At 49.9% G+C, this 23987-nt stretch carries 24 protein-coding genes and 2 tRNA genes; 20 read left to right on the top strand and 6 right to left on the bottom strand.

Translation table 11 applies throughout. The annotated features are described in order from the left end of the window. Positions 1–18: 18 nt before the first annotated feature. The gene (locus IE064_RS06770) at positions 19–366 is read right to left on the bottom strand and encodes a YciI family protein (protein WP_189617185.1); all 348 of its coding nucleotides are present in this window, start codon (positions 364–366) and stop codon (positions 19–21) included. 15 nt (positions 367–381) lie between these two features. Here IE064_RS06770 and IE064_RS06765 point away from each other — a divergent pair, with 15 nt between their 5' ends. Beyond that, positions 382–582, top strand: coding sequence for a hypothetical protein (locus tag IE064_RS06765; protein WP_189617184.1), 201 nt, complete (start codon positions 382–384; stop codon positions 580–582). Here the strand turns inward: IE064_RS06765 and IE064_RS06760 are convergent. The 3 genes from IE064_RS06760 to IE064_RS06750 are packed head-to-tail and all read right to left on the bottom strand — an operon-like array spanning position 569 to position 3708. Further along, the gene (locus IE064_RS06760; RefSeq protein ID WP_189617183.1) at positions 569–2635 is read right to left on the bottom strand and encodes an FUSC family protein; all 2067 of its coding nucleotides are present in this window, start codon (positions 2633–2635) and stop codon (positions 569–571) included. The genes IE064_RS06765 and IE064_RS06760 overlap by 14 nt on opposite strands. A 3-nt stretch (positions 2636–2638) precedes the next feature. Beyond that, positions 2639–3499: an efflux RND transporter periplasmic adaptor subunit gene (locus tag IE064_RS06755; RefSeq protein WP_189617182.1), complete on the bottom strand. Its 861-nt coding sequence runs from the start codon at positions 3497–3499 to the stop codon at positions 2639–2641. A gap of 8 nt (positions 3500–3507) precedes the next feature. Further along, positions 3508–3708, bottom strand: coding sequence for a DUF1656 domain-containing protein (locus tag IE064_RS06750; RefSeq protein WP_133039735.1), 201 nt, complete (start codon positions 3706–3708; stop codon positions 3508–3510). 391 nt (positions 3709–4099) lie between these two features. Here IE064_RS06750 and IE064_RS06745 point away from each other — a divergent pair, with 391 nt between their 5' ends. From IE064_RS06745 to carB, 5 genes are all read left to right on the top strand, one after another. Beyond that, positions 4100–4243, top strand: coding sequence for a hypothetical protein (locus tag IE064_RS06745; protein WP_189617181.1), 144 nt, complete (start codon positions 4100–4102; stop codon positions 4241–4243). Between the two features lie 102 nt (positions 4244–4345). Further along, positions 4346–4963: a BamJ family beta-barrel-assembly machinery protein gene (gene bamJ, locus IE064_RS06740; RefSeq protein WP_189617180.1), complete on the top strand. Its 618-nt coding sequence runs from the start codon at positions 4346–4348 to the stop codon at positions 4961–4963. Between the two features lie 56 nt (positions 4964–5019). Further along, on the top strand, positions 5020–5838 hold the full coding sequence (gene dapB, locus IE064_RS06735) for a 4-hydroxy-tetrahydrodipicolinate reductase (RefSeq protein ID WP_189617179.1): 819 nt from the start codon (positions 5020–5022) through the stop codon (positions 5836–5838). 154 nt (positions 5839–5992) lie between these two features. After that, positions 5993–7165, top strand: coding sequence for a glutamine-hydrolyzing carbamoyl-phosphate synthase small subunit (gene carA / locus IE064_RS06730; protein WP_189617178.1), 1173 nt, complete (start codon positions 5993–5995; stop codon positions 7163–7165). A 21-nt stretch (positions 7166–7186) separates the two neighbouring features. Beyond that, positions 7187–10411: a carbamoyl-phosphate synthase large subunit gene (carB, locus tag IE064_RS06725; protein ID WP_189617177.1), complete on the top strand. Its 3225-nt coding sequence runs from the start codon at positions 7187–7189 to the stop codon at positions 10409–10411. Positions 10412–10622: 211 nt separating this feature from the next. On the opposite strand, the gene IE064_RS06720 is transcribed toward carB, so the two are convergent. Further along, the gene (locus IE064_RS06720; protein ID WP_189617176.1) at positions 10623–10868 is read right to left on the bottom strand and encodes a hypothetical protein; all 246 of its coding nucleotides are present in this window, start codon (positions 10866–10868) and stop codon (positions 10623–10625) included. Here IE064_RS06720 and greA point away from each other — a divergent pair. The 4 genes from greA to secF all read left to right on the top strand — a co-directional run bounded on the left by greA (position 10867) and on the right by secF (position 14828). Then, positions 10867–11343: a transcription elongation factor GreA gene (gene greA, locus IE064_RS06715; protein WP_133039741.1), complete on the top strand. Its 477-nt coding sequence runs from the start codon at positions 10867–10869 to the stop codon at positions 11341–11343. The two genes, IE064_RS06720 and greA, sit on opposite strands and share 2 nt — an antisense overlap. A 158-nt stretch (positions 11344–11501) precedes the next feature. Next, positions 11502–11969, top strand: a complete 468-nt coding sequence (locus IE064_RS06710; protein ID WP_189617175.1) for a hypothetical protein — start codon at positions 11502–11504, stop codon at positions 11967–11969. A gap of 128 nt (positions 11970–12097) precedes the next feature. Continuing rightward, entirely contained in the window at positions 12098–13933 is a 1836-nt protein-coding gene (secD, locus tag IE064_RS06705) for a protein translocase subunit SecD (RefSeq protein ID WP_189617174.1), read from the top strand. A gap of 1 nt (position 13934) precedes the next feature. Further along, a complete protein-coding gene (gene secF / locus IE064_RS06700) occupies positions 13935–14828 on the top strand; it encodes a protein translocase subunit SecF (RefSeq protein WP_189617173.1) in 894 nt (297 codons plus the stop codon). A gap of 96 nt (positions 14829–14924) precedes the next feature. Here the strand turns inward: secF and yhbY are convergent, their stop codons facing one another. After that, positions 14925–15224, bottom strand: coding sequence for a ribosome assembly RNA-binding protein YhbY (yhbY, locus tag IE064_RS06695; RefSeq protein ID WP_189617172.1), 300 nt, complete (start codon positions 15222–15224; stop codon positions 14925–14927). A 90-nt stretch (positions 15225–15314) separates the two neighbouring features. On the opposite strand from yhbY, the gene rlmE reads away from it, so the two are divergent. From rlmE to nusA, 10 genes are all read left to right on the top strand, one after another. Continuing rightward, positions 15315–15944, top strand: coding sequence for a 23S rRNA (uridine(2552)-2'-O)-methyltransferase RlmE (gene rlmE, locus IE064_RS06690; RefSeq protein ID WP_189617171.1), 630 nt, complete (start codon positions 15315–15317; stop codon positions 15942–15944). A 41-nt stretch (positions 15945–15985) separates the two neighbouring features. Continuing rightward, complete coding sequence (ftsH, locus tag IE064_RS06685; protein WP_189617170.1) at positions 15986–17920, top strand: ATP-dependent zinc metalloprotease FtsH; 1935 nt, start codon at positions 15986–15988, stop codon at positions 17918–17920. Positions 17921–18025: 105 nt separating this feature from the next. Continuing rightward, positions 18026–18859, top strand: coding sequence for a dihydropteroate synthase (folP, locus tag IE064_RS06680; RefSeq protein ID WP_189617169.1), 834 nt, complete (start codon positions 18026–18028; stop codon positions 18857–18859). Positions 18860–18918: 59 nt separating this feature from the next. Further along, positions 18919–20262, top strand: coding sequence for a phosphoglucosamine mutase (glmM, locus tag IE064_RS06675; protein ID WP_189617168.1), 1344 nt, complete (start codon positions 18919–18921; stop codon positions 20260–20262). A 178-nt stretch (positions 20263–20440) separates the two neighbouring features. Further along, positions 20441–21223 (top strand): triose-phosphate isomerase, encoded by a 783-nt coding sequence (gene tpiA / locus IE064_RS06670; protein ID WP_133039750.1) that lies wholly within the window; start codon positions 20441–20443, stop codon positions 21221–21223. 3 nt (positions 21224–21226) lie between these two features. After that, positions 21227–21565, top strand: a complete 339-nt coding sequence (gene secG, locus IE064_RS06665) for a preprotein translocase subunit SecG (protein WP_133039751.1) — start codon at positions 21227–21229, stop codon at positions 21563–21565. A gap of 9 nt (positions 21566–21574) precedes the next feature. Then, positions 21575–21661: transfer RNA gene (locus tag IE064_RS06660), tRNA-Leu, on the top strand. An 81-nt stretch (positions 21662–21742) separates the two neighbouring features. Then, positions 21743–21819 (top strand) — tRNA-Met (locus tag IE064_RS06655). A gap of 172 nt (positions 21820–21991) precedes the next feature. Next, on the top strand, positions 21992–22447 hold the full coding sequence (gene rimP, locus IE064_RS06650) for a ribosome maturation factor RimP (RefSeq protein WP_133039752.1): 456 nt from the start codon (positions 21992–21994) through the stop codon (positions 22445–22447). A gap of 27 nt (positions 22448–22474) precedes the next feature. Continuing rightward, positions 22475–23974, top strand: coding sequence for a transcription termination factor NusA (gene nusA / locus IE064_RS06645; protein ID WP_189617167.1), 1500 nt, complete (start codon positions 22475–22477; stop codon positions 23972–23974). Positions 23975–23987 lie beyond the last annotated feature (13 nt).

Below are 23987 nucleotides of genomic sequence, written 5' to 3'. Positions count from 1 at the left end.
ATGTAATTGTTACAAAACTTATTCTGCGGCGTTGATAGCGGCTTTATTGGCAGTAAGGTTGTTGATTGTTTGCCCTTCCTGCAGAAGCCAATGATTTGCTGGGTTAGCCTCAAGAACTTCCTGTAACTGATACTGCTTATAGTAACCAGCGTGGATAAACGGATCAGCCAGTAACAGTTGCTCTGCCTGTTGCCTGTCTGCGCATTGCAACAGCAGCATTGCGCCTTGGTTGTCAGCGTAAGGACCACAAAATCGGAGTTGTCCGGCAGCTGACAACTGTTGCAAGTGGTGCACATGCGCCAACAACAGTTCTGGGGTCAGTCCATTGGCTTTTTTATCTGATAACAACACTAAAAAACAGCTCATGTAAGCCTCTGCGGAATGTTTCTTACCTTTACGCTAACGCTTCCAACGGCAACTGGCAATAACCCTTCCTGGACGGTTTATCTCAGCTACGTTCGCAGTTGCCTGGTGAGTGGGTACTTGCCAGCGATGCCGGTTGCTCATTTCCGCGAATGTTTGCTGCGTATCACTCGGGTGCAGCAGTTGAATTTGAATGCTGCCACAGTTAAGCATTGTTGAGCTTTTGTGCCATGGTGTTTGCGGTTCGTTCAAAGGTGAGTGAGACGCGGGTAAACATCCCTTCAATCATTTCCAGTTGTTCCTGTGGCAGTTGATCGTCATGTATAGCCTGCAACAATTCTGCACTGCAGTCTTTAAACGCTGGCCATTGCTGCCCTCGGCTACTGGCCAGAAATGCTTGTGCCAACGCATGTTGCCATTGGTCTAGCAGCGGTTCCAGCCGTTGGTCACTGACACTTTGTAGCAAACGCCTAAGTCGTGTTGAAACGTGTCCCAAGTTTAGACCGGTTAATCCTAGATCGGTCATTTCTCTAGCATTATCCGCTGCTGCCTTGTCGTAGTTGGCCAGCCGCAACAAGCGGTCTCCCATACGCGCATTGAACCAGTTTTCCGGGGCTTGATGTACGGAAATGCTTACCAGATCATCCGCTGTTGCCTGTAGTAATCGGCGCTGCATAAGCGGGATGCCGGGGCCAGTGATCAGCTTGAACAGCCAATACAGAATTGTCACGCCGACACCTATCGCCAGTGCATTGCTGAGGGTGTAGTCCACAGAGAAGGCGTAGCTCATATCGTTGGCTGGGCGCACTAGGATCACAAACGGAATACACAGCCCTAGGCCATAAGGCAACGTTGGACGGTTCGCCAGCGCCATCAGGCCCACGAAGAATGGCCCGGCGAGCACCAGAATTAACATTTCAAAATCACCGGGACTTTGTGCTAACAGGTTTAGCGCAAAAAAGATGGCTAATGGGGTGGAGATTGCCACGCCTACTAATAGCCGTCTCAGCACCACCATCAACATGGTCAAGGGCAAGCGCGCCATCATCATGGAGAACATTACCGGTAGGATCATTAACATCAGCGCTGCGCTAGAGGCAGTGCCAATCCAGATACCCGCACCAATCAGGAACAGTACAGCGGTACGAAAACCCGTGGTCAGGCCGATGAGCGGATCTCGGTGGGGCTGCAAAGCAGGCGCATTCAACAGCGAATTGTCACTGTTTTCCAGTGCATCATAGGCTTTCAGCACCATAATTAGATCGGAAATAAATTCAGTGGCGACTTTCAGCAAACGGCTTTGCAGCGGTTGTCCACAGGGCAACTGATTACGCAAGTGGATGAGCTGGTGTCGCTGTTGCTGCGCCAGTTGGTAACATTCCGAATAGTCGCGAGAAGCCGACATCTGCATAAAGCTCTGGCGCAGCTGTTGCAACATCGTCTGCAATGTTTGTGACAGCTGTTCTGGATGGTTACGTTGCAGACGACCGAAAATCTGAATCACCGCTAGCAATGACATCACTTTATTACACAAAAGATTGGCTGCTCTGCCGCGACCAGGCCCTTCCGGCCCTTCATAAACCACCGCGCTGGAGTCATCATTGAGTGCCGCCAACTGCTCAAGAATAGTATCAATGCATTGGTGCCGCTTTTCATGGGAGCCGTTAGGAGCCAGTTCTTGCACCAAATAATCTAGCATTTGATTAATCACATTACGCGATTGCTGCCGAAGGCCGCTGGCAACTGATTGCGGCCACAACAGTAAACTGACCATTACCGCACACAGCGCGCCGACAATAATTTCACTGACTCGCGATTGTGCCACCTGGAAGATTGCCTCTGAGGTCGCCGTCGCCGGGCTGACCATCACCAATAAGACAATTAAGCACGGCGTAATCCCTGCCATGGCAAAGGCGTAAATGAAATTGATAGAACTCACCATGGCTGACAGGCCAGCATTGACGCCGAGCCATAGCGCCAAAGCCAGAATGGCCAGCTCTGGATAGCCGGCAAACGCCTGTAGTATGACGATGCCCATCACCCCGCCGATGAGTGTGCCGATTATCTGCATCAGCCCTTTTTCAATCACCAGACCGCTCTCGGGACGGATCTGCAGAAATACGGCGGAGATCAGTGCCCAGTATGGGCGATCCAAGTTCAGGTACATGGCAACGAACAACGCCAGCGTCATAGAGATAACGCCTTTGGTCGCGAAAATCAGCGTGCGTTTATCTGGCGTCAGAAACACCGCCTGTATCGGCGACAGTGTCATGGATTATTTGTCCTGCAGGAAAATAGAAACCGTCATGCCGGCACTGAGATTGATGTCATTCGGTATTTTGTCCAACTGAATATCTACCGGAATACGCTGCGCCAACCGCACCCAATTGAATGTCTGCTGGATTTGCGGTAGCAGTTGTCCATTACTGCTGACATTGGTGTCAGCAATCGCCTTGCCGATACTGGTGACAGTACCGATTAACGGTTTGCCGCCACTCATGAGGCTTACCTTAGCTTTCTGGCCCACGTGGATCAGCGGTAGTTTAGTTTCTTCAAAGTAACCAGTGACATACAGAGAGCCTGTCTGAACCAGTGACAGTACTGCTGTGCCTTGGTGTACATAATTGCCAGGACGTAGGGTCAGATTAATAATGCTGCCGTCGTCTGGTGCATGAATGACCGTGCGTTGTAAATTGATGCGGGCAGTATTGAGTTCCGCTTGCGCCAGTTGGAAAGCAGCCTTGGCTTGTTCAGTGTTAATTCGGGCCGTTTCCAGATCTTCTTCACTGATAGCTTCCCGTCCAGTCAATTGCTTACGGCGTTCATATTTATGGTTGGCAAGATCCCAAGCGTATTGCTTGCTTTGCAACTGTGCCTGCAACTCGACCAGTGCCGCTTGATAGCGAGTGGCATCGACAGAAAACAGTAAATCACCTTTGTGTACCTGCTGGTTATCCTGTACATCAACACTATTAACCCAACCGGAAACATCTGGCGCAATAGTAATGATGTTGGCGCGGATACGACCATCTCGAGTCCACGGAGAATAAAGGTAATGATCCCAGACCCAGCGTCCGGCGATAATTGCGACAACTACCACCGCCAGCGTGATGGCAACACGCAGTAATTTTCCCATAACTGAATTCATCTCCCGAATAAGTAAACAACCAGCGCCAAATAACAGATATACAGTGCCACTTCGAACCAGGCGACTTTCCAGATCCGCTGGTATAGCCCGGATACGTGCAGTATCTGGCGGGTGACGAACGATATGACAAACGCCAGCGGTGCAAACACCACCAAGGGGCTGAAAAGCAGTCCCCCGAGCGCTAATTCTTCAAACATGACGATAGTCCAAAACCGTAAACAACGTTGGCAATGATGGTAAGCATAAGAGATAGCGGCAAATACCCCAACTGGCGTATGTCTGCTGCAATATATGATGGCATAAAGCCTAACATAGATTTTCTGGCGGCTGGTAGCCTGAGTGTGGCTTGGTACGCCAGAAAAACGTTCAGGATGCTCGGCAAATTATACATACAGCTGGGCTGAGTTTAACGAGGTGTTGATTAATATCGCCAATCACCGTGATGTGATCACCACGTTGTTAGCAAAACAATGGAAGCTGCCCCAAGACAGGTTTTTGACATACTGTGTTATGGGCGAATAGGGTGAATCGCAGTTTAATGCTTGGCGTCGTGTCCGTATCGTTGCTGTATCGGTAATGGAGCCACAGTTGGTTGTGTGTAGTGGTCAGCCTGCGCGGATGGGTGCCAAAGGCGCTGTTAATCTCATCGCTATACCAGTGACAACGGCAGAAAAGGCAAAATATGTCGTATTTGCCAAAGTTATCCGGCAGGCACTGAGCAATGTCAATTGAGTATTTACCCTCAGTGCTCTGGATCAAATTACTGCAACATTCATGGCTCGGATGTGGTAAACTACGCGGCTGAATTCACCGATAACCGAGAGTAAACCGATTATGTCTGAGAAGTTCACGACAGTTGAACAGCAAGCAAGCTACGGTGTGGGTCGCCAGTTAGGGGAACAGTTGGCCGCTAACTCTTTTGATGGCTTGGACATTCCCGCCGTGCAGGCAGGCTTAGCAGATGCGTTTGTTGGTACAGAAAGTGCTGTCAGCATGCAGGAACTGCAGAATGCCTTTACCGAGATCAGCACCCGCATCAAACATGCGCAGGAACAAGCTGCTGAAGCCGCTTCCGCTGAAGGTCAGGCATTCCTCGCTGAAAACGCCAAGCGTGAAGGTGTGGTAGTGACAGACTCAGGTCTGCAATATGAAGTTATCACCGAAGGTACGGGCGCTAGACCTACTTATGAGTCTACGGTGCGTACGCACTACCACGGTACCTTTACCGATGGTAAAGTGTTTGACAGTTCAGTGACCCGCGGTCAGCCTGCTGAGTTCCCGGTTTCCGGTGTTATTGCCGGTTGGACCGAAGCATTGCAGCTGATGCCAGTTGGTTCTAAGTACAAACTGTATGTGCCGCATCATTTGGCCTATGGCGAACGAGGTGCTGGCGCCGCGATTCCACCGTACTCGACCTTGGTGTTTGAAGTCGAGTTACTCGACATTTTGTAATTGCTAATCGCTTGGGTTCTCCCAGGCGATTTTTTTGTGTGCAGGAAGGAGGGATTATGAGTGCAAGCGTCAGAGTTGCCATTGCCGGAAGTGGTGGACGCATGGGCCGTACCCTTATTGAGGCCGCATCGCAGCACCCGCTGATTGTGCTGGGTGCGGCAATCGAGCGTGCAGGTTCCAGCCTCGTTGGTGTCGATGCTGGTGAGCTGGCGGCGGTTGGCAAACTAGATGTGGTGGTGACCGATAATTTGGATGGTGTTGCCGACAGTTTCGATGTACTGATCGATTTTACCAGCCCGGAAGGAACACTCGCTAATATCGACTGGTGCGTGCGCCATGAAAAACCGATGGTGATTGGTACCACCGGCTTTAATTCGGCACAGAAAGCTCAGTTAGAAGCGTTTGCTGAACAACTACCCGTCGTGTTCGCGCCTAATATGTCCGTTGGCGTTAACCTGATGTGGAAATTGCTGGAAGTTACGGCCAAGGTAATGGGTGACTACAGTGACATTGAGATCATTGAAGGTCACCATCGCTTTAAGAAAGATGCCCCGTCCGGTACTGCGTTAAAGATGGGGGAGGTGATTGCCGCAACCCTAGGACGGGATCTGGAAAAGGTGGCCGTATATGGCCGAGAAGGAATTACCGGCGAACGGGATCGGCAGACTATAGGATTTGCGACCATTCGTGCAGGTGATTTAGTGGGCGAGCACACCGCCATGTTTGCGGATATTGGTGAACGGCTGGAGATCACCCATAAGGCATCAAGTCGTATGACATTTGCCAATGGTGCCATGCGGGCCGCACTGTGGTTACCGGAACAGAGTGCCGGTTTGTATGACATGCAGCAAGTGTTGGGGCTGAAGCCTTTGTAGTTGAAAAGAACCGCCGTTGGCGGTTTTTTTTCGCGGATTACCGCTGCAGGTCTAGACGGAAGTCGATATGACCTATAAAATATTCAGAATTTGCCAAAATTTCGTGAAGCAGCGGAAATTGCAGGTTGATTTAATAAAAAATATATAATTTTTAATGGCTTGGCTCATTACGGAGGTCGCGTTGACTAAGTCTGCCTTACTCGTACTCGAAGATGGAACCGTCTTTACCGGCACAGCGATAGGTGCCGATGGAATAGCTGTTGGCGAAGTGGTTTTTAACACTTCAATGACGGGATATCAAGAAATTCTCACCGATCCTTCTTATTCCCGTCAGATAGTAACCTTAACCTACCCGCACATTGGTAACACCGGCATTAATGCTGAAGATACCGAATCCAGTGCCATTCATGCTTGTGGTTTGATCATTCGTGACTTACCACTCATCGCCAGTAATTTCCGTTCACAACGGTCACTCAGTGACTATCTCCGCGCTAATAATGTGGTGGGTATTGCGGATATTGATACCCGTAAACTCACCCGTATTCTGCGCGAAAAAGGCGCTCAGTCTGGCTGTATCATGGCTGGCGAAATGGATGCCGACAAAGCGTTAGCCGCTGCCAAAGCCTTCCCTGGCCTCAAAGGCATGGATCTGGCAAAAGAAGTGACCACTGACAGCGCTTATCAGTGGCGCCAAGGTACTTGGACACTTGAAGGCGGCTTACCAGAAGACAAGGCTGCTGATGAATTCAAATTCAAAGTCGTCGCCTATGACTTCGGGATTAAGCGCAATATTCTGCGGATGCTGGTGGACCGTGGTTGTGATGTAACCGTGGTGCCTGCTAAAACCCCAGCAAGTGACGTGTTGGCGATGGCACCTGACGGTATTTTCCTGTCAAATGGCCCTGGTGACCCAGAACCTTGTGATTACGCTATCAGCGCGATTAAATCGTTCCTGCAGACTGATATCCCGGTATTTGGTATCTGCCTTGGGCATCAGTTGCTGGCCTTAGCCAGTGGCGCCAAAACCATGAAGATGAAGTTTGGTCACCATGGTGCTAACCATCCAGTGAAAGATTTGCAGAAAGGCACGGTGATGATCACCAGTCAAAACCACGGTTTTGCAGCTGATGAGGCCAGCCTACCCGCAAATGTCAAAGTGACTCATAAATCACTGTTCGATGGTTCTCTGCAAGGTATCCATCTGACGGACAAACCTGCGTTCAGCTTCCAGGGACATCCAGAAGCCAGCCCAGGCCCGCACGATTGTGCGCCGTTGTTCGACCATTTTATCGAACTGATTGAGCAATACCGTCAAGCGAAGCAGTAACTCCGGGAGAAGATTCAAGCAATGCCAAAACGTACTGATATAAAAAGTATTCTTATCCTAGGTGCCGGTCCTATCGTTATCGGTCAGGCCTGTGAGTTTGACTATTCCGGCGCCCAGGCGTGTAAAGCCCTGCGCGAAGAAGGTTTCCGGGTCATTCTGGTGAACTCTAACCCCGCCACCATCATGACTGACCCGGAAATGGCCGATGCCACTTACATTGAACCGATTCATTGGGAAGTGGTGCGCAACATCATCGCCAAAGAACGCCCTGATGCTATTCTGCCTACCATGGGCGGCCAGACTGCGCTGAACTGTGCGCTGGAACTGGAAGCCAAAGGCGTGCTGCAAGAATTCAATGTGGAAATGATTGGCGCCACTGCCGATGCCATTGATAAAGCAGAAGACCGCGCCCGTTTCGATCAATCCATGCGTAAAATCGGTTTGGAGTGTCCTCGTGCCGGTATCGCACACAGCATGGAAGACGCCTATAAGGTGCTGGATCAAGTGGGCTTCCCCTGCATTATTCGTCCGTCATTCACTATGGGCGGTTCCGGTGGCGGTATCGCTTATAACGTTGAAGAGTTCGAAGAGATCTGTACCCGTGGTCTGGACTTGTCACCTACCAATGAGCTGCTGATTGACGAAAGCTTGATCGGCTGGAAAGAGTACGAAATGGAAGTGGTGCGGGATCGCAACGATAACTGCATCATCGTCTGCTCTATCGAAAACTTTGATGCCATGGGCGTACACACTGGTGACTCTATCACTGTGGCCCCTGCGCAGACGTTGACGGACAAAGAATACCAGTTGATGCGTAATGCCTCGATGGCGGTGCTGCGTGAAATCGGCGTAGAAACCGGCGGTTCCAACGTCCAGTTTGGTATCAATCCCAAAGATGGCCGTATGGTTATCATCGAAATGAATCCACGTGTATCCCGTTCATCGGCGCTAGCCTCTAAAGCAACCGGCTTCCCGATTGCCAAAGTTGCCGCCAAACTGGCCGTCGGTTTCACTCTCGATGAGCTGATGAACGATATCACCGGTGGTCGCACACCCGCTTCGTTCGAACCCTCTATCGACTATGTCGTCACTAAAGTGCCACGTTTCAACTTCGAAAAGTTTGCGGGTGCCAATGACCGACTGACCACTCAGATGAAATCTGTTGGGGAAGTGATGGCGATTGGCCGCACTTTCCAGGAATCTATACAGAAAGCACTGCGTGGCTTGGAAACCGGCAAAAACGGTTTTGATCCGATCGTTGATTGGCAGGATCCTGACGCCATGCAGCACATGCGCCATGAGCTGAAAGAACCGGGTGCTGAGCGTATCTGGTACGTGGCTGACGCTTTCCGTGCTGGCATGAGCATGGACGAAATCTACAAGCTCACCAACATTGACCCTTGGTTTTTGGTGCAGATTGAAGAGCTGGTGCAGTTGGAAGCCAAAGTGGCAACCACTGGGCTGGCGGGTATGGATGCCGATTTCCTCTACCAGTTAAAACGCAAAGGTTTCTCAGATGCGCGTCTGGCCGATGTGCTGGGGATCAGTGAATCAGAAATGCGTAAGCTGCGTTATCGCCTAGAGATCTTCCCGGTATACAAACGTGTCGATACCTGTGCCGCTGAATTTGCCACTGACACGGCTTACATGTACTCCACCTATGAGGAAGAGTGTGAGGCCAATCCTTCCAACCGTGACAAGATCATGGTATTGGGTGGCGGTCCTAACCGTATCGGCCAGGGGATTGAGTTCGACTATTGCTGTGTGCATGCGTCACTGGCGCTAAAAGCTGATGGCTATGAAACCATCATGGTTAACTGTAACCCAGAAACGGTTTCCACTGATTACGATACCTCTGACCGGCTGTATTTCGAACCCGTAACTCTGGAAGACGTACTGGAAATCGCCCGTATCGAGAAGCCCAAAGGCGTGATTGTACAGTTTGGTGGTCAGACACCATTGAAACTGGCGCGCGCGCTCGAAGCCGCTGGCGTACCGATTATTGGTACCAGCCCGGATGCCATTGATCGCGCCGAAGATCGTGAACGGTTCCAGCAGGCGATTCGCCGCCTGGAGATGAAACAGCCTGAAAACGATACCGTTACTACAGTCGAAGCGGCAGTAGTGGCTGCAGAAAAAATCGGTTATCCGCTGGTGGTTCGTCCGTCCTATGTATTGGGTGGCCGCGCCATGGAAATCGTTTACGAAGAACAGGATCTGCGTCGTTACTTCAAAGAAGCGGTTAAGGTGTCTAACGCGTCACCGGTGTTGCTGGATCACTTCCTTGATGACGCTATTGAAGTCGATATCGATGCGGTTTGTGATGGCAAGACTGTAGTCGTCGGTGCCATTATGGAACATATCGAACAAGCCGGGGTGCATTCAGGTGACTCAGGTTGTTCATTGCCGCCATACACCCTCAGTCAGGCAATTCAGGATGAGATGCGTGAACAGGTACGGAAACTGGCATTCGAATTAGGCGTTGTGGGCTTGATGAACGTGCAGTTTGCCGTGCAGAAAAACACCATCTTCATGATTGAAGTTAACCCACGTGCTGCGCGTACCGTGCCGTTTGTCTCCAAAGCGACAGGCGTACCGCTGGCAAAGATTGCCGCGCGGGTGATGGCGGGCCAATCACTGCAAGAGCAGGGCTTCACCAAAGAAGTTATTCCACCTTACTATTCAGTGAAAGAAGTGGTGTTGCCATTCAACAAATTCCCTGGTGTTGACCCGTTGCTTGGCCCTGAAATGCGTTCAACCGGTGAAGTGATGGGCGTGGGTGATACCTTTGCTGAGGCCTATGCCAAAGCACAACTGGGTACCACTTCCAAGGATATCCCGAAATCCGGTCGCGCCTTGTTGTCTGTGCGTAACAGCGACAAGAAGCGGGTTGCCGATTTGGCTGCCAAACTGATTGAGTTGGGCTACGAAATTGATGCTACCCACGGCACGGCTGTGGTATTGGGTGAAGCGGGGATCAACCCACGGCTGGTGAACAAGGTGCATGAAGGACGGCCTCACATTCTTGACCGCATGAAAAACGGTGAGTACACCTATATCGTTAACACCACCGAAGGGCGTCAGGCTATTGAAGACTCCAAGCAACTGCGCCGTGGTGCTTTGCGCTACAAAGTGAATTACACCACCACCATGAACGCGGCTTTTGCTACCTGTATGGCAAACACTGCTGATGACCGCAAAAAAGTATCCTCAGTGCAGGAACTGCATGCGCGAGTCACCAAGTAAGTCGTTGTCTAGCTCGGGAATAAGTTAACACTTATTTCCACCTAAAACGCCTGATGAAGTTCATCGGGCGTTTTGTATTTTAAGGTGCCTGCGGGTGTTTTCTGACCAAATATGCATCATGTGTTGTGAGCACTCATGAGGGCAAGAGTCGTTGGATGTGCGTTTGACGCTACTGTAAGGCCTTTGATATCCGCAAGGATTCTTTAAAAATCTACGAGCCAGACTGTTGCAACTCATAAATTTTCGGTGCATCACTGGCAAGGCCGCCGCAGCTTAGGTAAGCTTGCATTATGGTGAAGTGATACCAACCCGGTGTTCGCCGTGGTTGTCTGGCAAAAAAATCTTTGGCGCCGACAGTATCTGATGTTACGAGCGCCCGTTCACCCCATTGAGACTGTGCAGGCCCTTTTCGGGCCAGCATAGGTCGCTTTTGTTTTACAGGAGACGACAGAGACATGAATAAGGTTCCTATGACGCTGACTGGCGCGGAACAGTTACGTAAAGAGCTGGAAATGCTAAAGTTTGAAAGACGTCCAGCACTGAGTGAAGCCATTGCCACCGCCCGTGAACTGGGCGATTTAAAAGAAAACGCTGAATATCATGCTGCTCGTGAAGAGCAGGGGATTTGTGAAGCGCGTATTCGTGATATCGAAGGCAAGCTTTCGAATGCACAGATCATCGATGTCACCAAAATGCCCAATAATGGCCGGGTAATTTTTGGTGCCACTGTGACTATCTTAAATCTTGATACCGATGTTGAAATGACTTATCGCATCGTGGGTGATGATGAGGCGAATATCAAAGAGAATCTGATTTCTGTAAATTCTCCCATCGCCCGCGGCCTGATTGGTAAAAACCTAGGTGATGAAGTTGGTATTCAAACGCCAGGTGGTCGCACTGACGTCGAAATTGTTGCCGTCGATTACATTTGAGTGAGCTGTGAGTAATAAAACCGCCTAAATGGCGGTTTTATTACGTAGATGAATATTCAAACGCTTAATTACAGTTTTCAGGTTATCATCATAGGTTAATCAACAATTGTTTAGCCTTTGAGCTTGAAAGCCAAATTTCTGCCCATATCATGTAGAACATGAAGGCATATCTGTTGCGGTTTATCCGCCTACTTACCTTAGCGCTGGCTGTCTGCCTGCTCACTACTGTCTATTCTGGCAATGCTGTTAATGCAACCTGGAAGGCGTTTACACAGCCTGACATCGCATCATCGTTTGTTGTAAACAAACAAACCGCTGAGGTGTATACAAGCAACTCTGATAAGCAGTTGCAGATCCACAGCCATTCAGCCCACAGTGATGGCTTGTGGTATGCCCCGGCTAGCCGTGAACGCTGCCTTAGCATGTCGGCATTGTCATCGGTGTTTAATCCGCCGATGTACGCGCTGGCGATAGTTTTACCTCAACCTGTGATCCCTCAGTTTACTAAGGGTTTCGCTATAACATTGCCCCGTCATCCGTGGACCTTGTCTTACCATAGTCGCAGTTTGCGGCTGAATGGCTGGAAAGAGTCAAATCTTCGATACCGTTTCAGCCAGCAGGCCTGAGGCGTTCTGTCTCACCGCTACCTAGCGGAAAATCTCTTATCGGATAGTTAACTTCGCTGTCACAGACGGTGACGTTATCTATACGGTTGTTGCGGCTATGCCGCTGCTCAACGAGACAGAGAGCAAACATGTTAATAGACTCAATTTTAAAGACGTCGCCTCGCCGACGTCCGCAGGCCTTGCTTAATCATTATGCGGTGTGGAAATATGTGGTGTTGGTACTAACCCTGGTTGTTATGGCATTCAGCGCATTACCCACCTGGTTTGGCGAAGATGCCGCAATTCAAATCTCCTCAAAAGCCGGACTCAGCCTCAATGCCCAAGAGATTGCACAAACGCTGGCGCAGCACCATATTCGCTTGAAGCGGTTGGATGCTGACGCCCAACAGACTCAGGTAATTCTGGCCGATGAACAACAACAGACAGCGGCAAAAGTTTTGCTGGCGCGTTTTGCCCGTGATCCAGAACAACTGACATTAGCGCTAACGCCTGCGGCACCTAGCTGGTTACTGGATTTTGGTTTCTCCCCGATAAAGCTCGGTTTGGATTTGCGCGGAGGCGTGCAATTTCTGCTAGATGTTGATATCACGCCAGTGTACCAGGCACAAGCTGCGGCACTGGCGGATGCTATGCGCGATTTTGCCTTAAAGCAGGGCATACGCAGTATACAAATTCAACCGGGGCACGATGAGCAATTGCATCTTAGTTTGCCTGATAGTGCCAAAGCAGCCGTGCGTCAGTTTGTTAACAGCCGCTATCCGCTATGGCAAGTGACTGCTGATGGTCGGCAACTGTTATTGCGATTAGCACCGCAAGAAAAAACCAATCTGCAGAACCTGACTGTGCAGCAGAATCTACAAATTATGCGCAGCCGCATTGCAGCGCTAGGAATTACCGAGGCGTTGGTACAGCGCCAAGGTGAGAACCGTATCCGCATTGAACTGCCCGGCGTACAGGATCCTGCTACCGCTAAACAGGTGATTGGAGCTACCGCAACACTGGCTTTTTATGAAGTTACTCAGGCCGCGGCTGGCAACACGCAGTTGATTAATGACCGCCGTGGCATGCCGATCTCGGTAGCACGACTGCCGGTGGTAACGGGTACTCACATCGTTGATGCTAGGGCCGGGATCGGTGAAATGGGTCAAGCCGAAGTTAACATCACTCTGGATGCGGAAGGTGGGCGGCTGATGACGGCATTTTCCAAAAATCATGTCGGCAAGGCGATGGCAACTGCATTTAGTGAATACGGTCGCGGCGCGGATGGCAAGTTAACGCAGCGAAACGAGATTATCAGCGTTGCTACCATCCAGTCGGTGTTACCTGAACGCTTCCGGATAACGGGTGTCGGCTCACCTCAGCAAGCGCAACAACTGGCATTGTTGTTACGCGCTGGTTCAATGACAGCACCAGTTACCATTGTGGAGGAGCGTACTATCGGCCCTAGTCTTGGTGCTGAGAATATCCACAACGGCTTTGCGGCGCTGGCATTAGGTTTAGGCATGACCTTGCTCTTTATGGCGCTGTGGTATCGCCGTTTAGGGTGGGTTGCCAATATCGCATTGCTGGCCAATATGGTGTTGTTGTTCGGGTTGTTGGCCTTGATCCCTGGCGCTGTATTGACGTTACCCGGAATCGCTGGGTTAGTCCTGACTGTCGGAATGGCCGTTGATACCAACGTGCTGATTTTTGAACGTATTCGCGACAAGTTACAAGAGGGTCGCAGCTTTGCACATGCTATCGATCGTGGCTTTGATAGCGCATTTTCGACTATTTTTGATGCCAATTTTACCACCATGATCACGGCTGTCGTGTTGTATGCCATCGGCAATGGACCGGTCCAAGGCTTTGCATTGACGCTGGGACTGGGGCTGATTACCAGCATGTTTACCGGCATTTTTGCTTCTCGCGCCATTATCAACCTGGCGTATGGCCGTAATTTCTCTCGTGAAGTGAGGGTCTGACATGAAATTTAAATATCCTACTCGCTGGCGCTATGCTTGCAGCGCGATTTCGGCATTGCTAATGATACTTTCCGTGGCGTTGATCAGCTGCCGAGGGCTGAATTTGGGCCTAGATTTTACTGGCGGGGTTGTGAGTGAAATCCGCGTTGATAGTCATCTGCGCGATACCACTATTCGTCCCATTTTGCAGCAAGCATATGGGCAAGATATTCACCTGATTGCCGCTGGGGAGCCTGGACGTTGGGTGTTGCGCTACCCAGTGCCAGCAGCGAATGCCGCGCCACCGCAGATTGCGCAAATTCTGGTGCCGTTACATACCAATGTGGAGGTACTTAATACCAGTATTGTCGGGCCTCAGGTAGGTGCAGAGCTAGCGGAACAGGGCGGGCTGGCATTAGTGGTTGCTGTGGTTTGTATTCTGGGTTACCTGTCGTTCCGATTTGAGTGGCGGCTTGCGAGTGGGGCGTTATTGGCCTTGGTACATGACGTGATTTTTGTCGTGGCGTTTTTTGCAGCTACACAAATGGAGTTTAACCTGACGGTGTTAGCGGCCGTATTGGCAATTTTGGGGTACTCATTGAATGACTCTATCATCATTGCTGACAGGATCCGCGAGCTGTTAATTGCTAAACCTGACATCCCCTTGCCTCACATTAACAATATGGCGATTGCGGCAACTTTTTCACGAACTATGGTGACATCTGGCACAACCCTGCTGACAGTTGCCGCATTGTGGCTTATGGGGGGCGAACCGCTACGCGGATTTTCTATAGCGATGTTTATTGGCATTCTCACCGGCACCTTTTCGTCGATATCCGTGGGTACTTCGGTACCTGAATGGTTGGGATTATCCAGTGAGCATTATCGGTCGCAGGTGTTGCCACAACAGCCCTGATTAAGTCTGACTTAATGCGGTTTTGCCACAATAGCCGGGAGTGAAGCGGTTAAAACAACAAGGCCACCGACGGGTGGCCTTGTTGCAGAAGGGAGATTATTTGGCTTTAGGCAAAGCGATTTTTTTCTCTTCAGACTGGCGATAAAGCACCAGTATGTGCCCGATAACCTGCACTTTTTCGGATTGAGTTTCACGAACGATGGCATCGACGATAGCATTTTTTAGCTCACGATCTTCTGCTGCCACTTTCACTTTGATCAATTCGTGATAAGCCAGTGCGTTATCAATTTCAGCCAGTACCCCTTCAGTCAAGCCATTGGCACCAAGCAGTACCACAGGTTTCAGACTGTGAGCCAGTCCTTTTAAATACTGTTTCTGTTTGGTTGTCAGGTTCATTTTTACCAACTTTTGCTGAGTTACTGTTGAAAAGCCGATATTCTACCCTTATATCACTGGCGTGTAACTCTGATTTGTTGCGGATGTTTGATGGTAGGAAAGAAACGTAGCGCTAGCTCAACGCGCTGGATGCAAGAACACTTTGATGATCATTATGTAAAGCTAGCGCAAAAGCGTGGCCTGCGTTCGCGGGCGGCTTTTAAGTTGGAAGAGTTACAGCAAAAAGATCAGCTGATTAAACCGGGAATGACCGTTGTCGATTTGGGTGCTGCCCCCGGTGGTTGGTCTCAGGTTGCGGTCAAACTTGTTGGTGAGCAGGGCAAACTAGTTGCCTGTGATATTTTACCGATGGACCCAATCGTTGGCGTCGATTTCCTTCAGGGCGATTTTCGTGAAGAATCGGTATTGGAAACTTTATTGCAGATGGTCGGTGATGACAAAGTGGATGTGGTATTGTCGGATATGGCGCCAAATATGAGTGGTTCCGATGCGATGGACCAGCCGCGGGCCATGTATCTGGTTGAGCTGGCACTCGATATGTGTCATCAAGTGCTGGCTCCCGGTGGCAGTTTCGCGGTCAAAGTATTCCAGGGAGAAGGGTTTGATGAGTATATGAAGGCGGTCAAGCAGGCATTTACCACTGTTAAAACCCGTAAACCGGAGTCATCAAGAGCCCGTTCCCGCGAGGTGTATCTGGTGGCTACTGGCTACAAGTTGTAGTAACCTGAAAGAGTAAGTCTTGAGACTGAGAGGTTCAATAATTGAGTGACATGGCAAAAAATCTGATTCTCTGGGTCGTCATCGCCGTTGTGCTGATGTCGGTATTCCAGGGGTTCTCGCCGTCTTCTTCTTCATCGCAGAAGATGGAATATTCCACGTTTCTGGATGATGTTCGTTCTGGGCAGGTTGCGTCCGTGGAGTTCAAGAGCGATCAGCGCACCATTGAGGGTGTGACTAAAGGCGGTGAGAAATTTGTCACCATTATGCCGATTTACGACCAGGATTTGATTAACGATCTCGACCGTAAAGGTGTGACCATGAAAGGACAGGAAGCGGAAGAATCCGGTTTCCTGACCCAAATTTTCATCTCTTGGTTCCCAATGCTGCTACTGATAGGTGTATGGATTTTCTTCATGCGGCAGATGCAGGGTGGTGGCGGCAAAGGCGCAATGTCCTTTGGTAAGAGCAAAGCCAAGCTGATGAGTGAAGATCAGATTAAAACCACCTTTGCTGATGTGGCTGGGTGTGATGAAGCCAAAGAAGAAGTGAAAGAAATGGTGGACTACCTGCGGGATCCCACCAAGTTCCAGAAACTGGGTGGCCGCATACCAACAGGTGTATTGATGGTGGGGCCTCCAGGAACAGGTAAGACTCTGCTAGCTAAGGCGATTGCGGGTGAAGCTAAAGTACCGTTCTTCACTATCTCCGGTTCAGACTTTGTGGAGATGTTTGTCGGTGTCGGCGCTTCTCGCGTTCGCGATATGTTTGAACAGGCTAAAAAATCTGCCCCTTGTATTATCTTCATTGATGAAATTGATGCCGTAGGCCGTCAACGTGGTGCTGGGCTCGGTGGCGGGCATGATGAGCGTGAACAGACCCTCAACCAATTGCTGGTAGAGATGGATGGCTTTGAAGGTAACGAAGGCGTGATCGTTATCGCCGCAACTAACCGCCCTGACGTATTAGATTCAGCGTTGCTGCGTCCTGGGCGTTTCGACCGACAAGTGGTGGTCGGACTGCCAGATGTGCGTGGTCGCGAGCAGATCCTTAAAGTGCATATGCGCAAAATCCCAGTAGCTGATGATGTTCAGGCTAGCGTGATTGCCCGCGGGACTCCTGGTTTTTCCGGTGCCGATTTGGCAAACCTAGTGAATGAGGCGGCCTTGTTTGCGGCCCGTGGCAATCGCCGGGTTGTGACCATGGAAGAGTTTGAACGTGCTAAAGATAAGATCATGATGGGCGCTGAACGCCGTTCTATGGTGATGTCTGAGCAGGAAAAAGAGTCTACTGCCTACCATGAAGCGGGTCATGCGATAGTCGGTTGTTTGGTGCCGGAACATGATCCTGTGCATAAAGTTACCATCATCCCGCGTGGACGTGCGTTAGGGGTAACATTCTTCTTGCCTGAAGCTGATTCCATCAGTGAAAATCGCCGTAAACTCGAAAGCCGGATTTCCGTGGCTTATGGCGGTCGTTTAGCGGAAGAGATTATTTATGGGCCGGAAAAAGTTTCTACCGGTGCATCTCAGGATATCAAACAGGCTACCGCTATCGCCCGTAATATGGTAACGCAATGGGGCTTCTCAGAAAAACTGGGGCCGCTACTTTACGCTGAAGAAGAGGGTGAAGTATTTCTTGGCAGATCGATGGCGAAAGCCAAACATATGTCCGATGAAACGGCGGCGATTATCGATGCAGAAGTGAAAGCCTTGATTGAACGTAATTACCAACGGGCGCGGCAGCTATTGAATGACAATATCGATATTCTGCATGCGATGAAGGATGCATTGATCAAGTATGAAACGATTGATGCTAAGCAGATCGCAGACTTGATGGCACGTCGTGATGTGCGTCCGCCCGCGGACTGGAATATGGATGACAAAGATTCTACGGGAGGAAATAGTCGGCCGCATGTTGATGAGCCTCAGACAGAAGCTTCACCTGCTGATCTTTCTAAGCCTGGTGAGACTCATTAGGTCTCATACGACTTAGTATTTCTGAAAACCCCGAGAGGGGTTTTCTGTTTTTCTAACAGTGACTTTTTCAGATATTTCTCGGTGAATATCTGTACAGGAGGCCGGGTGTTTGAATTGGTGTCAGGCAAAAAACGCCTGAATTTAGATGAGCCCAAGGTGATGGGGATACTGAATGTGACCCCAGATTCTTTTTCTGACGGTGGACAATTTCGCGCCTTTGACGCGGCATGTCGTCATGCTGATGAGATGATTGCAGCCGGGGCTCATTTTATTGATATTGGCGGAGAATCCACTCGTCCTGGGGCGGCTGATGTCAGTGTCTCTGAGGAATTGCAGCGGGTGGTGCCATTGGTGGAATATGTGGCGGCAAACTCTGATGTGTGGATTTCAGTAGATACCAGTAAACCTGAGGTGATGGCTGCCTCAGTTGCTGCTGGTGCACATTTAATCAATGATATTCGTAGCTTAACTGAGCCTGGTGCGCTTGAAGTCGCGGCTCAATTGCAGGTGCCTGTTTGTATTATGCATATGCAGGGACAACCGCGCACGATGCAAGCAGCGCCTCAGTATCAGAACTTACTGACGGAAGTCAGCGATTACTTTGACGCACAAATTGCCCGTTGCACGGCGGCTGGCCTATCACGGTCAATGTTGTTGCTGGACCCAGGATTTGGTTTCGGTAAAACCCTAGAACATAATTATCAACTATTGGCCCATCTGCAGGATTTCGCAAAGTTTGATTTACCTTTGCTGATCGGATTGTCACGTAAGAGTATGATTGGCAATCTTCTGGGGCGCCCAGTGGCTGAACGTTTAGCGGGTAGCCTCAGTGGTGCGCTACTGGCAGCGATGCATGGCGCCCACATTCTCCGAGTACATGACGTACCGGAAACCTTGGATGTTTTGAGAGTATTGGCGGCAACTCGGGCTGCCGACTGAAATAGTGAAACAGTGCAATAACCTGCTGGCCTGAAGGCGAGGTTATGGAGTAAGCAAACGTGAGTTCAACAAGAAAGTTTTTTGGTACCGATGGTGTTCGCGGCAAGGTAGGCTCTGGCAAAATGACGCCGGAATTGGCGTTAAAACTGGGATGGGCAGCAGGTCGCGTGTTATCTCGTACCGGTACCAGAAAAGTGCTGATTGGTAAGGATACCCGTATTTCCGGTTATATGTTTGAGTCGGCGCTGGAAGCGGGGTTGTCAGCAGCAGGGCTGAATGTGTTGTTAATGGGACCCATGCCTACCCCGGCGGTAGCATATTTAACCCGTACGTTTCGTGCTGAAGCCGGGGTGGTGATCAGTGCATCACACAACCCCTACTACGACAATGGCATCAAGTTTTTTTCATCTACAGGTACCAAACTCGATGATGAGTTAGAGCTGGAAATTGAAGCCGAGCTGGAAAAACCATTGGATTGCGTGGAATCGCATCTGCTCGGGAAGGTTTCCCGCATTACTGATGCTGCCGGACGCTATATCGAATATTGCAAAGGTAATTTCCCAGCAGATCAAACCCTAGAAGGACTGAAACTGGTCGTTGATTGTGCGCACGGGGCAACCTATCACATCGCACCAAATGTGTTTCGAGAATTGGGAGCCGAAGTGATCGTCATTGGTGACAAGCCCAATGGTACCAATATCAACGATCAGGTAGGTGCTACCGCAATGGCCAAGATTTGTGAAACCGTATTGGCGGAACAGGCCGATCTTGGTATTGCGTTAGACGGTGATGGTGACCGTATCATGATGGTCAACCGCAACGGCGAGGTTATCGATGGTGACCAGATCCTTTACATCCTAGCCAAAGATGCATTGAACCGCGGTGTACTTAAAGGCGGGGTGGTGGGCACTCAGATGTCTAATCTAGGACTGGAGTTGGCGCTCAAAGCCTTGGACATTCCTTTTTTGCGCTCCAAAGTGGGTGACCGTTATGTCATGGAACTACTCACTGAAAGAGGTTGGCGCATCGGCGGTGAAAACTCCGGCCATATTGTTAATCTCGACCACGGCACTACCGGTGACGGCATTGTCGCTGGTATCCAAGTGTTGGCGGCAATGCGGCGCAGTGATATGACGCTTGAGCAACTGACTGCACCCGTAACCTTGCTACCACAAGTGTTGGTTAATGTGCGCTTTGAAGGTACAAAAGATCCGCTGCAGGCAGCAGCAGTGAAATTTGCCGTAGCTGAGGTTGAACGAGCCCTTGGTGAACGTGGCCGGGTATTGCTGCGTAAATCCGGTACTGAGCCGTTGATCCGTGTGATGGTAGAAGGGGATGATGAAGCCTTGGTGAAGCAATATGCTGAACAGATAGCAACCGCCGTCACAACCGCTGTTAGCTAACTTTATTGCTAGAATAATTGATATAAATTAAGAGGTTAGTTTTTTGCTATTGAGCATTTGCCGCTGTTGAGTGTAAAAAGTAGTCGAACACGCGGCAAATCGCAAAAATTACCCAGACGAGTATTGTAACTTCATAAGTGGTTCGCTATTATTCACGCCGCTTTCAAAGGAGATGGTGATGGCTCTCAGACGCCCAATGGTCGCCGGCAACTGGAAGATGAACGGTAGTGCGCAGTTAGCGCAGGAACTGTTCAAAAAGTTTGCCGCCAAGCTACATAACGACGCCGTGGAAGTCGTACTTTGCCCTCCTGCTGTGTACTTAGAAAGTGTAAGGCAGCAGTTGGAAGCCAATAAAGAAGCGTTGAACGGTTCTGTTGTTCGTATGGGCGCACAGAATTTAAGTCAGCACGATTTTGGTGCTTATACCGGGGAGATTTCCGGTTCAATGCTCAGTGAAGTTGGATGCCGATATGTCATCATTGGTCATTCCGAACGTCGTAGAATGTATGGTGAAACCAGTAATATCGTGGCTGATAAATTTGCAGCTGCCCAGAAACATGGTTTGACCCCTATTCTGTGTGTCGGTGAATCCGGTCCGGCGCGAGAAGCTAGGCGAACTTTTGAAGTGATCGCGGAAGAGCTGGATGTGGTGATTGAGAAAAACGGCACCATGGCTTTTGATAATGCGATTATAGCCTACGAACCTTTGTGGGCTGTAGGTACCGGGAAAAGCGCAACACCGGAACAGGCGCAAGAAGTTCATGCGTTTATTCGCAAGCGACTTTCCGAAGTTTCCCCTTATATTGGGGAAAATATCCGCATCCTCTATGGTGGCAGTGTTACACCCACAAATGCGGCGGATTTATTCGCACAGCCAGATGTGGATGGTGGACTAATAGGTGGTGCCAGTTTAAACTCTACCGAATTTTTGAGTTTATGTACCATAGCGATGAGCGCATAAGTTATGTATGAAGTTCTGATTGTTGTTTACTTGTTGGTTGCACTTGGACTGATTTTTCTGATCCTGATCCAGCAAGGTAAAGGTGCTGATATGGGTGCCTCTTTTGGTGCTGGCGCATCAGCTACGCTGTTTGGATCCTCAGGTTCTGGTAATTTCCTAACCCGCTCCACAGCGATTCTGGCAATCGTATTTTTTGTGTTGAGTTTGGTGATCGGCAATCTAAGTGCCAACCATAACAAGCAGGAAGATACTTGGAAAAATCTAGGCGCTGCTGAACAAACCCAGCAAGCTCCTCAGCCAGAAAAACCAGCGCCAAAGTCAGAAGATAAAATTCCTGACTAAGTAGAATTTGCCGGGGTGGTGAAATTGGTAGACGCGCAGCCTTGAGGTGGCTGTGACCTAACGGTCGTGCGGGTTCAAGTCCCGCCCTCGGCACCACAAATATGACCAGGATAAGGCATTAAATATTCCTGAGTTATTGCAAGTTGAAGGTCGAATCAGTAAACTTGCTGCAATTGACGCGGGGTGGAGCAGCCTGGTAGCTCGTCGGGCTCATAACCCGAAGGTCGTCGGTTCAAATCCGGCCCCCGCAACCAGTTCCCGGTGTTGAATTCCAACGTGAAGTCAGTGCTGAATTACAGGTAATAAAATTAGAATAACCTCGTAATAAACGGGGTTTTTTGTTATCTGGGATGTAGTATTTTACTGCCTAAAAGGTAGTGCGATATCGGGGCTCTATAGCCCTTTTTGTTTTTTCAGGAGTGTAATTTGGCAACTTTGGAGTCAAAGCTGGAAGAGATGCTGCGGCCTACTATTGAAGCGCTAGGATACCAGTTATGGGGGCTGGAGTTCGTGAAGGCTGGCAAGCATTCAACACTACGCTTGTTTATTGACAGCGAGCAGGGTGTTAATGTCGAAGATTGTGCCAACGCCAGCCGCCAGGTGAGTGCGTTGATGGACGTTGAAGACCCCATCCCTTCTGAATACACCCTAGAAGTTTCCTCCCCTGGTCTGGATCGGCCGCTGTTCATTGCCGAACAGTATCAGCGATATCTCGGAGAGGAAGTTAAAGTTCAGCTGACTATGCCGGTAGCGGGTAGTCGCAATTTGAAAGGTACCGTACTGCGGGTAGAGGGGCAGATGATAACCCTCAACGTATCCGGTAATGAATTGATTATTGCCTTGGATAACATCCGTAAAGGCAACCTAATTGCAAAGTTTTGATGGATTCAAGGTGAACGAGGCAAGACGATGAATAAAGATATTTTGCTGGTCGCTGAAGCGGTGTCCAATGAAAAAGCCGTACCCCGTGAGAAGATTTTCGAAGCCTTGGAAATTGCGCTGGCTACTGCTACTAAAAAGAAATATGAAGGCGATATTGATGTGCGCGTAGCCATCGATCGCAAGACCGGTGACTATGAGACCTTCCGCCGTTGGTTGGTGGTTGATAGTCAAGGTGAAACGCTGGAAAACCCCTATCGTGAGATTACGCTGGAGGCCGCCCAATTTGACAATCCAGAGATCCAAGCTGGGGATTATGTAGAAGACGAAATCGAATCAGTGCAGTTCGATCGTATTACTACCCAAACGGCCAAACAGGTCATTGTGCAGAAGGTTCGCGAAGCGGAACGTGCTCAAGTGGTCGAACAGTTCCTGGATAAAGAAGGCGAACTGGTGACGGGCGTAGTGAAAAAATCCAACCGTGATAGCGTCATCGTGGACTTGGGTAGTAATGCCGATGGTGTGCTGTACAAAGAAGACTTGATCCCACGGGAAACTTTCCGCCCAGGTGACCGCGTGCGTTCATTGTTGTATGCCGTGCGTCCAGAAGCCCGCGGGGCACAACTATTTTTGACGCGCTCCAAGCCAGAAATGCTGATTGAGTTGTTCCGCATTGAAGTACCGGAAATCGCTGATGAAATGATTGAAGTGATGGGCGCTGCCCGTGACCCAGGCTCTCGAGCCAAAATTGCGGTGAAGTCTAATGACCGCCGCATCGATCCTATCGGTGCTTGTGTGGGTATGCGTGGCGCTCGTGTTCAGGCGGTAACCAATGAGTTGGGTGGTGAACGTATTGATATCGTCTTGTGGGACGATAACCCGGCACAGTTTGTTATCAATGCCATGGCGCCTGCGGATGTTTCTTCCATCATTGTGGATGAAGACAAGCATGCGATGGATATAGCGGTTGAAGCAGACAGTCTGGCTCAGGCCATTGGCCGTAATGGTCAGAACGTGCGTTTAGCCACTCAGCTGACCGGCTGGGAACTGAATGTCATGACTGTAGATGAAATGAACGCGAAACATCAGGCTGAGAGTGCCAAAGTTAAAAACCTGTTCATGAAAGCATTGCACGTGGATGAGGATTTTGCTCAGGTATTAGCTGATGAAGGATTTGCAACCCTGGAAGAGGTAGCGTACGTACCCGTTTCCGAATTGCTGTCCATAGATGGGTTTGATGAAGATATTGTCAATACGCTGAGAGAACGTGCGAAAGCGGCTTTATCTACCCGAGCGCTGGCTTCGGAAGAAGCCTTGGATGGTGCGCAACCGAGTGAAGAGTTACTGGAACTTGAGGGTATGGAACGTCATACCGCATTTAGCCTCGCCAGTAAAGGCATAGTAACTCTTGAAGATTTAGCCGAACAAGGCGTAGATGATTTGATCGAAATTGAACAAATGACAGAAGAAAAAGCAGGTGAGCTTATCATGGCGGCCCGCAATATCTGTTGGTTTGGCGATGAAGAGTAAGTCGATCAACAGG

The organism is Shewanella fodinae (assembly GCF_014651955.1).
Taxonomy (GTDB): Bacteria; Pseudomonadota; Gammaproteobacteria; order Enterobacterales; family Shewanellaceae; genus Shewanella; species Shewanella fodinae.
The sequence above is the reverse complement of the archived record's forward strand: the minus strand, read 5'-3'. Positions and strand labels throughout refer to the sequence as shown.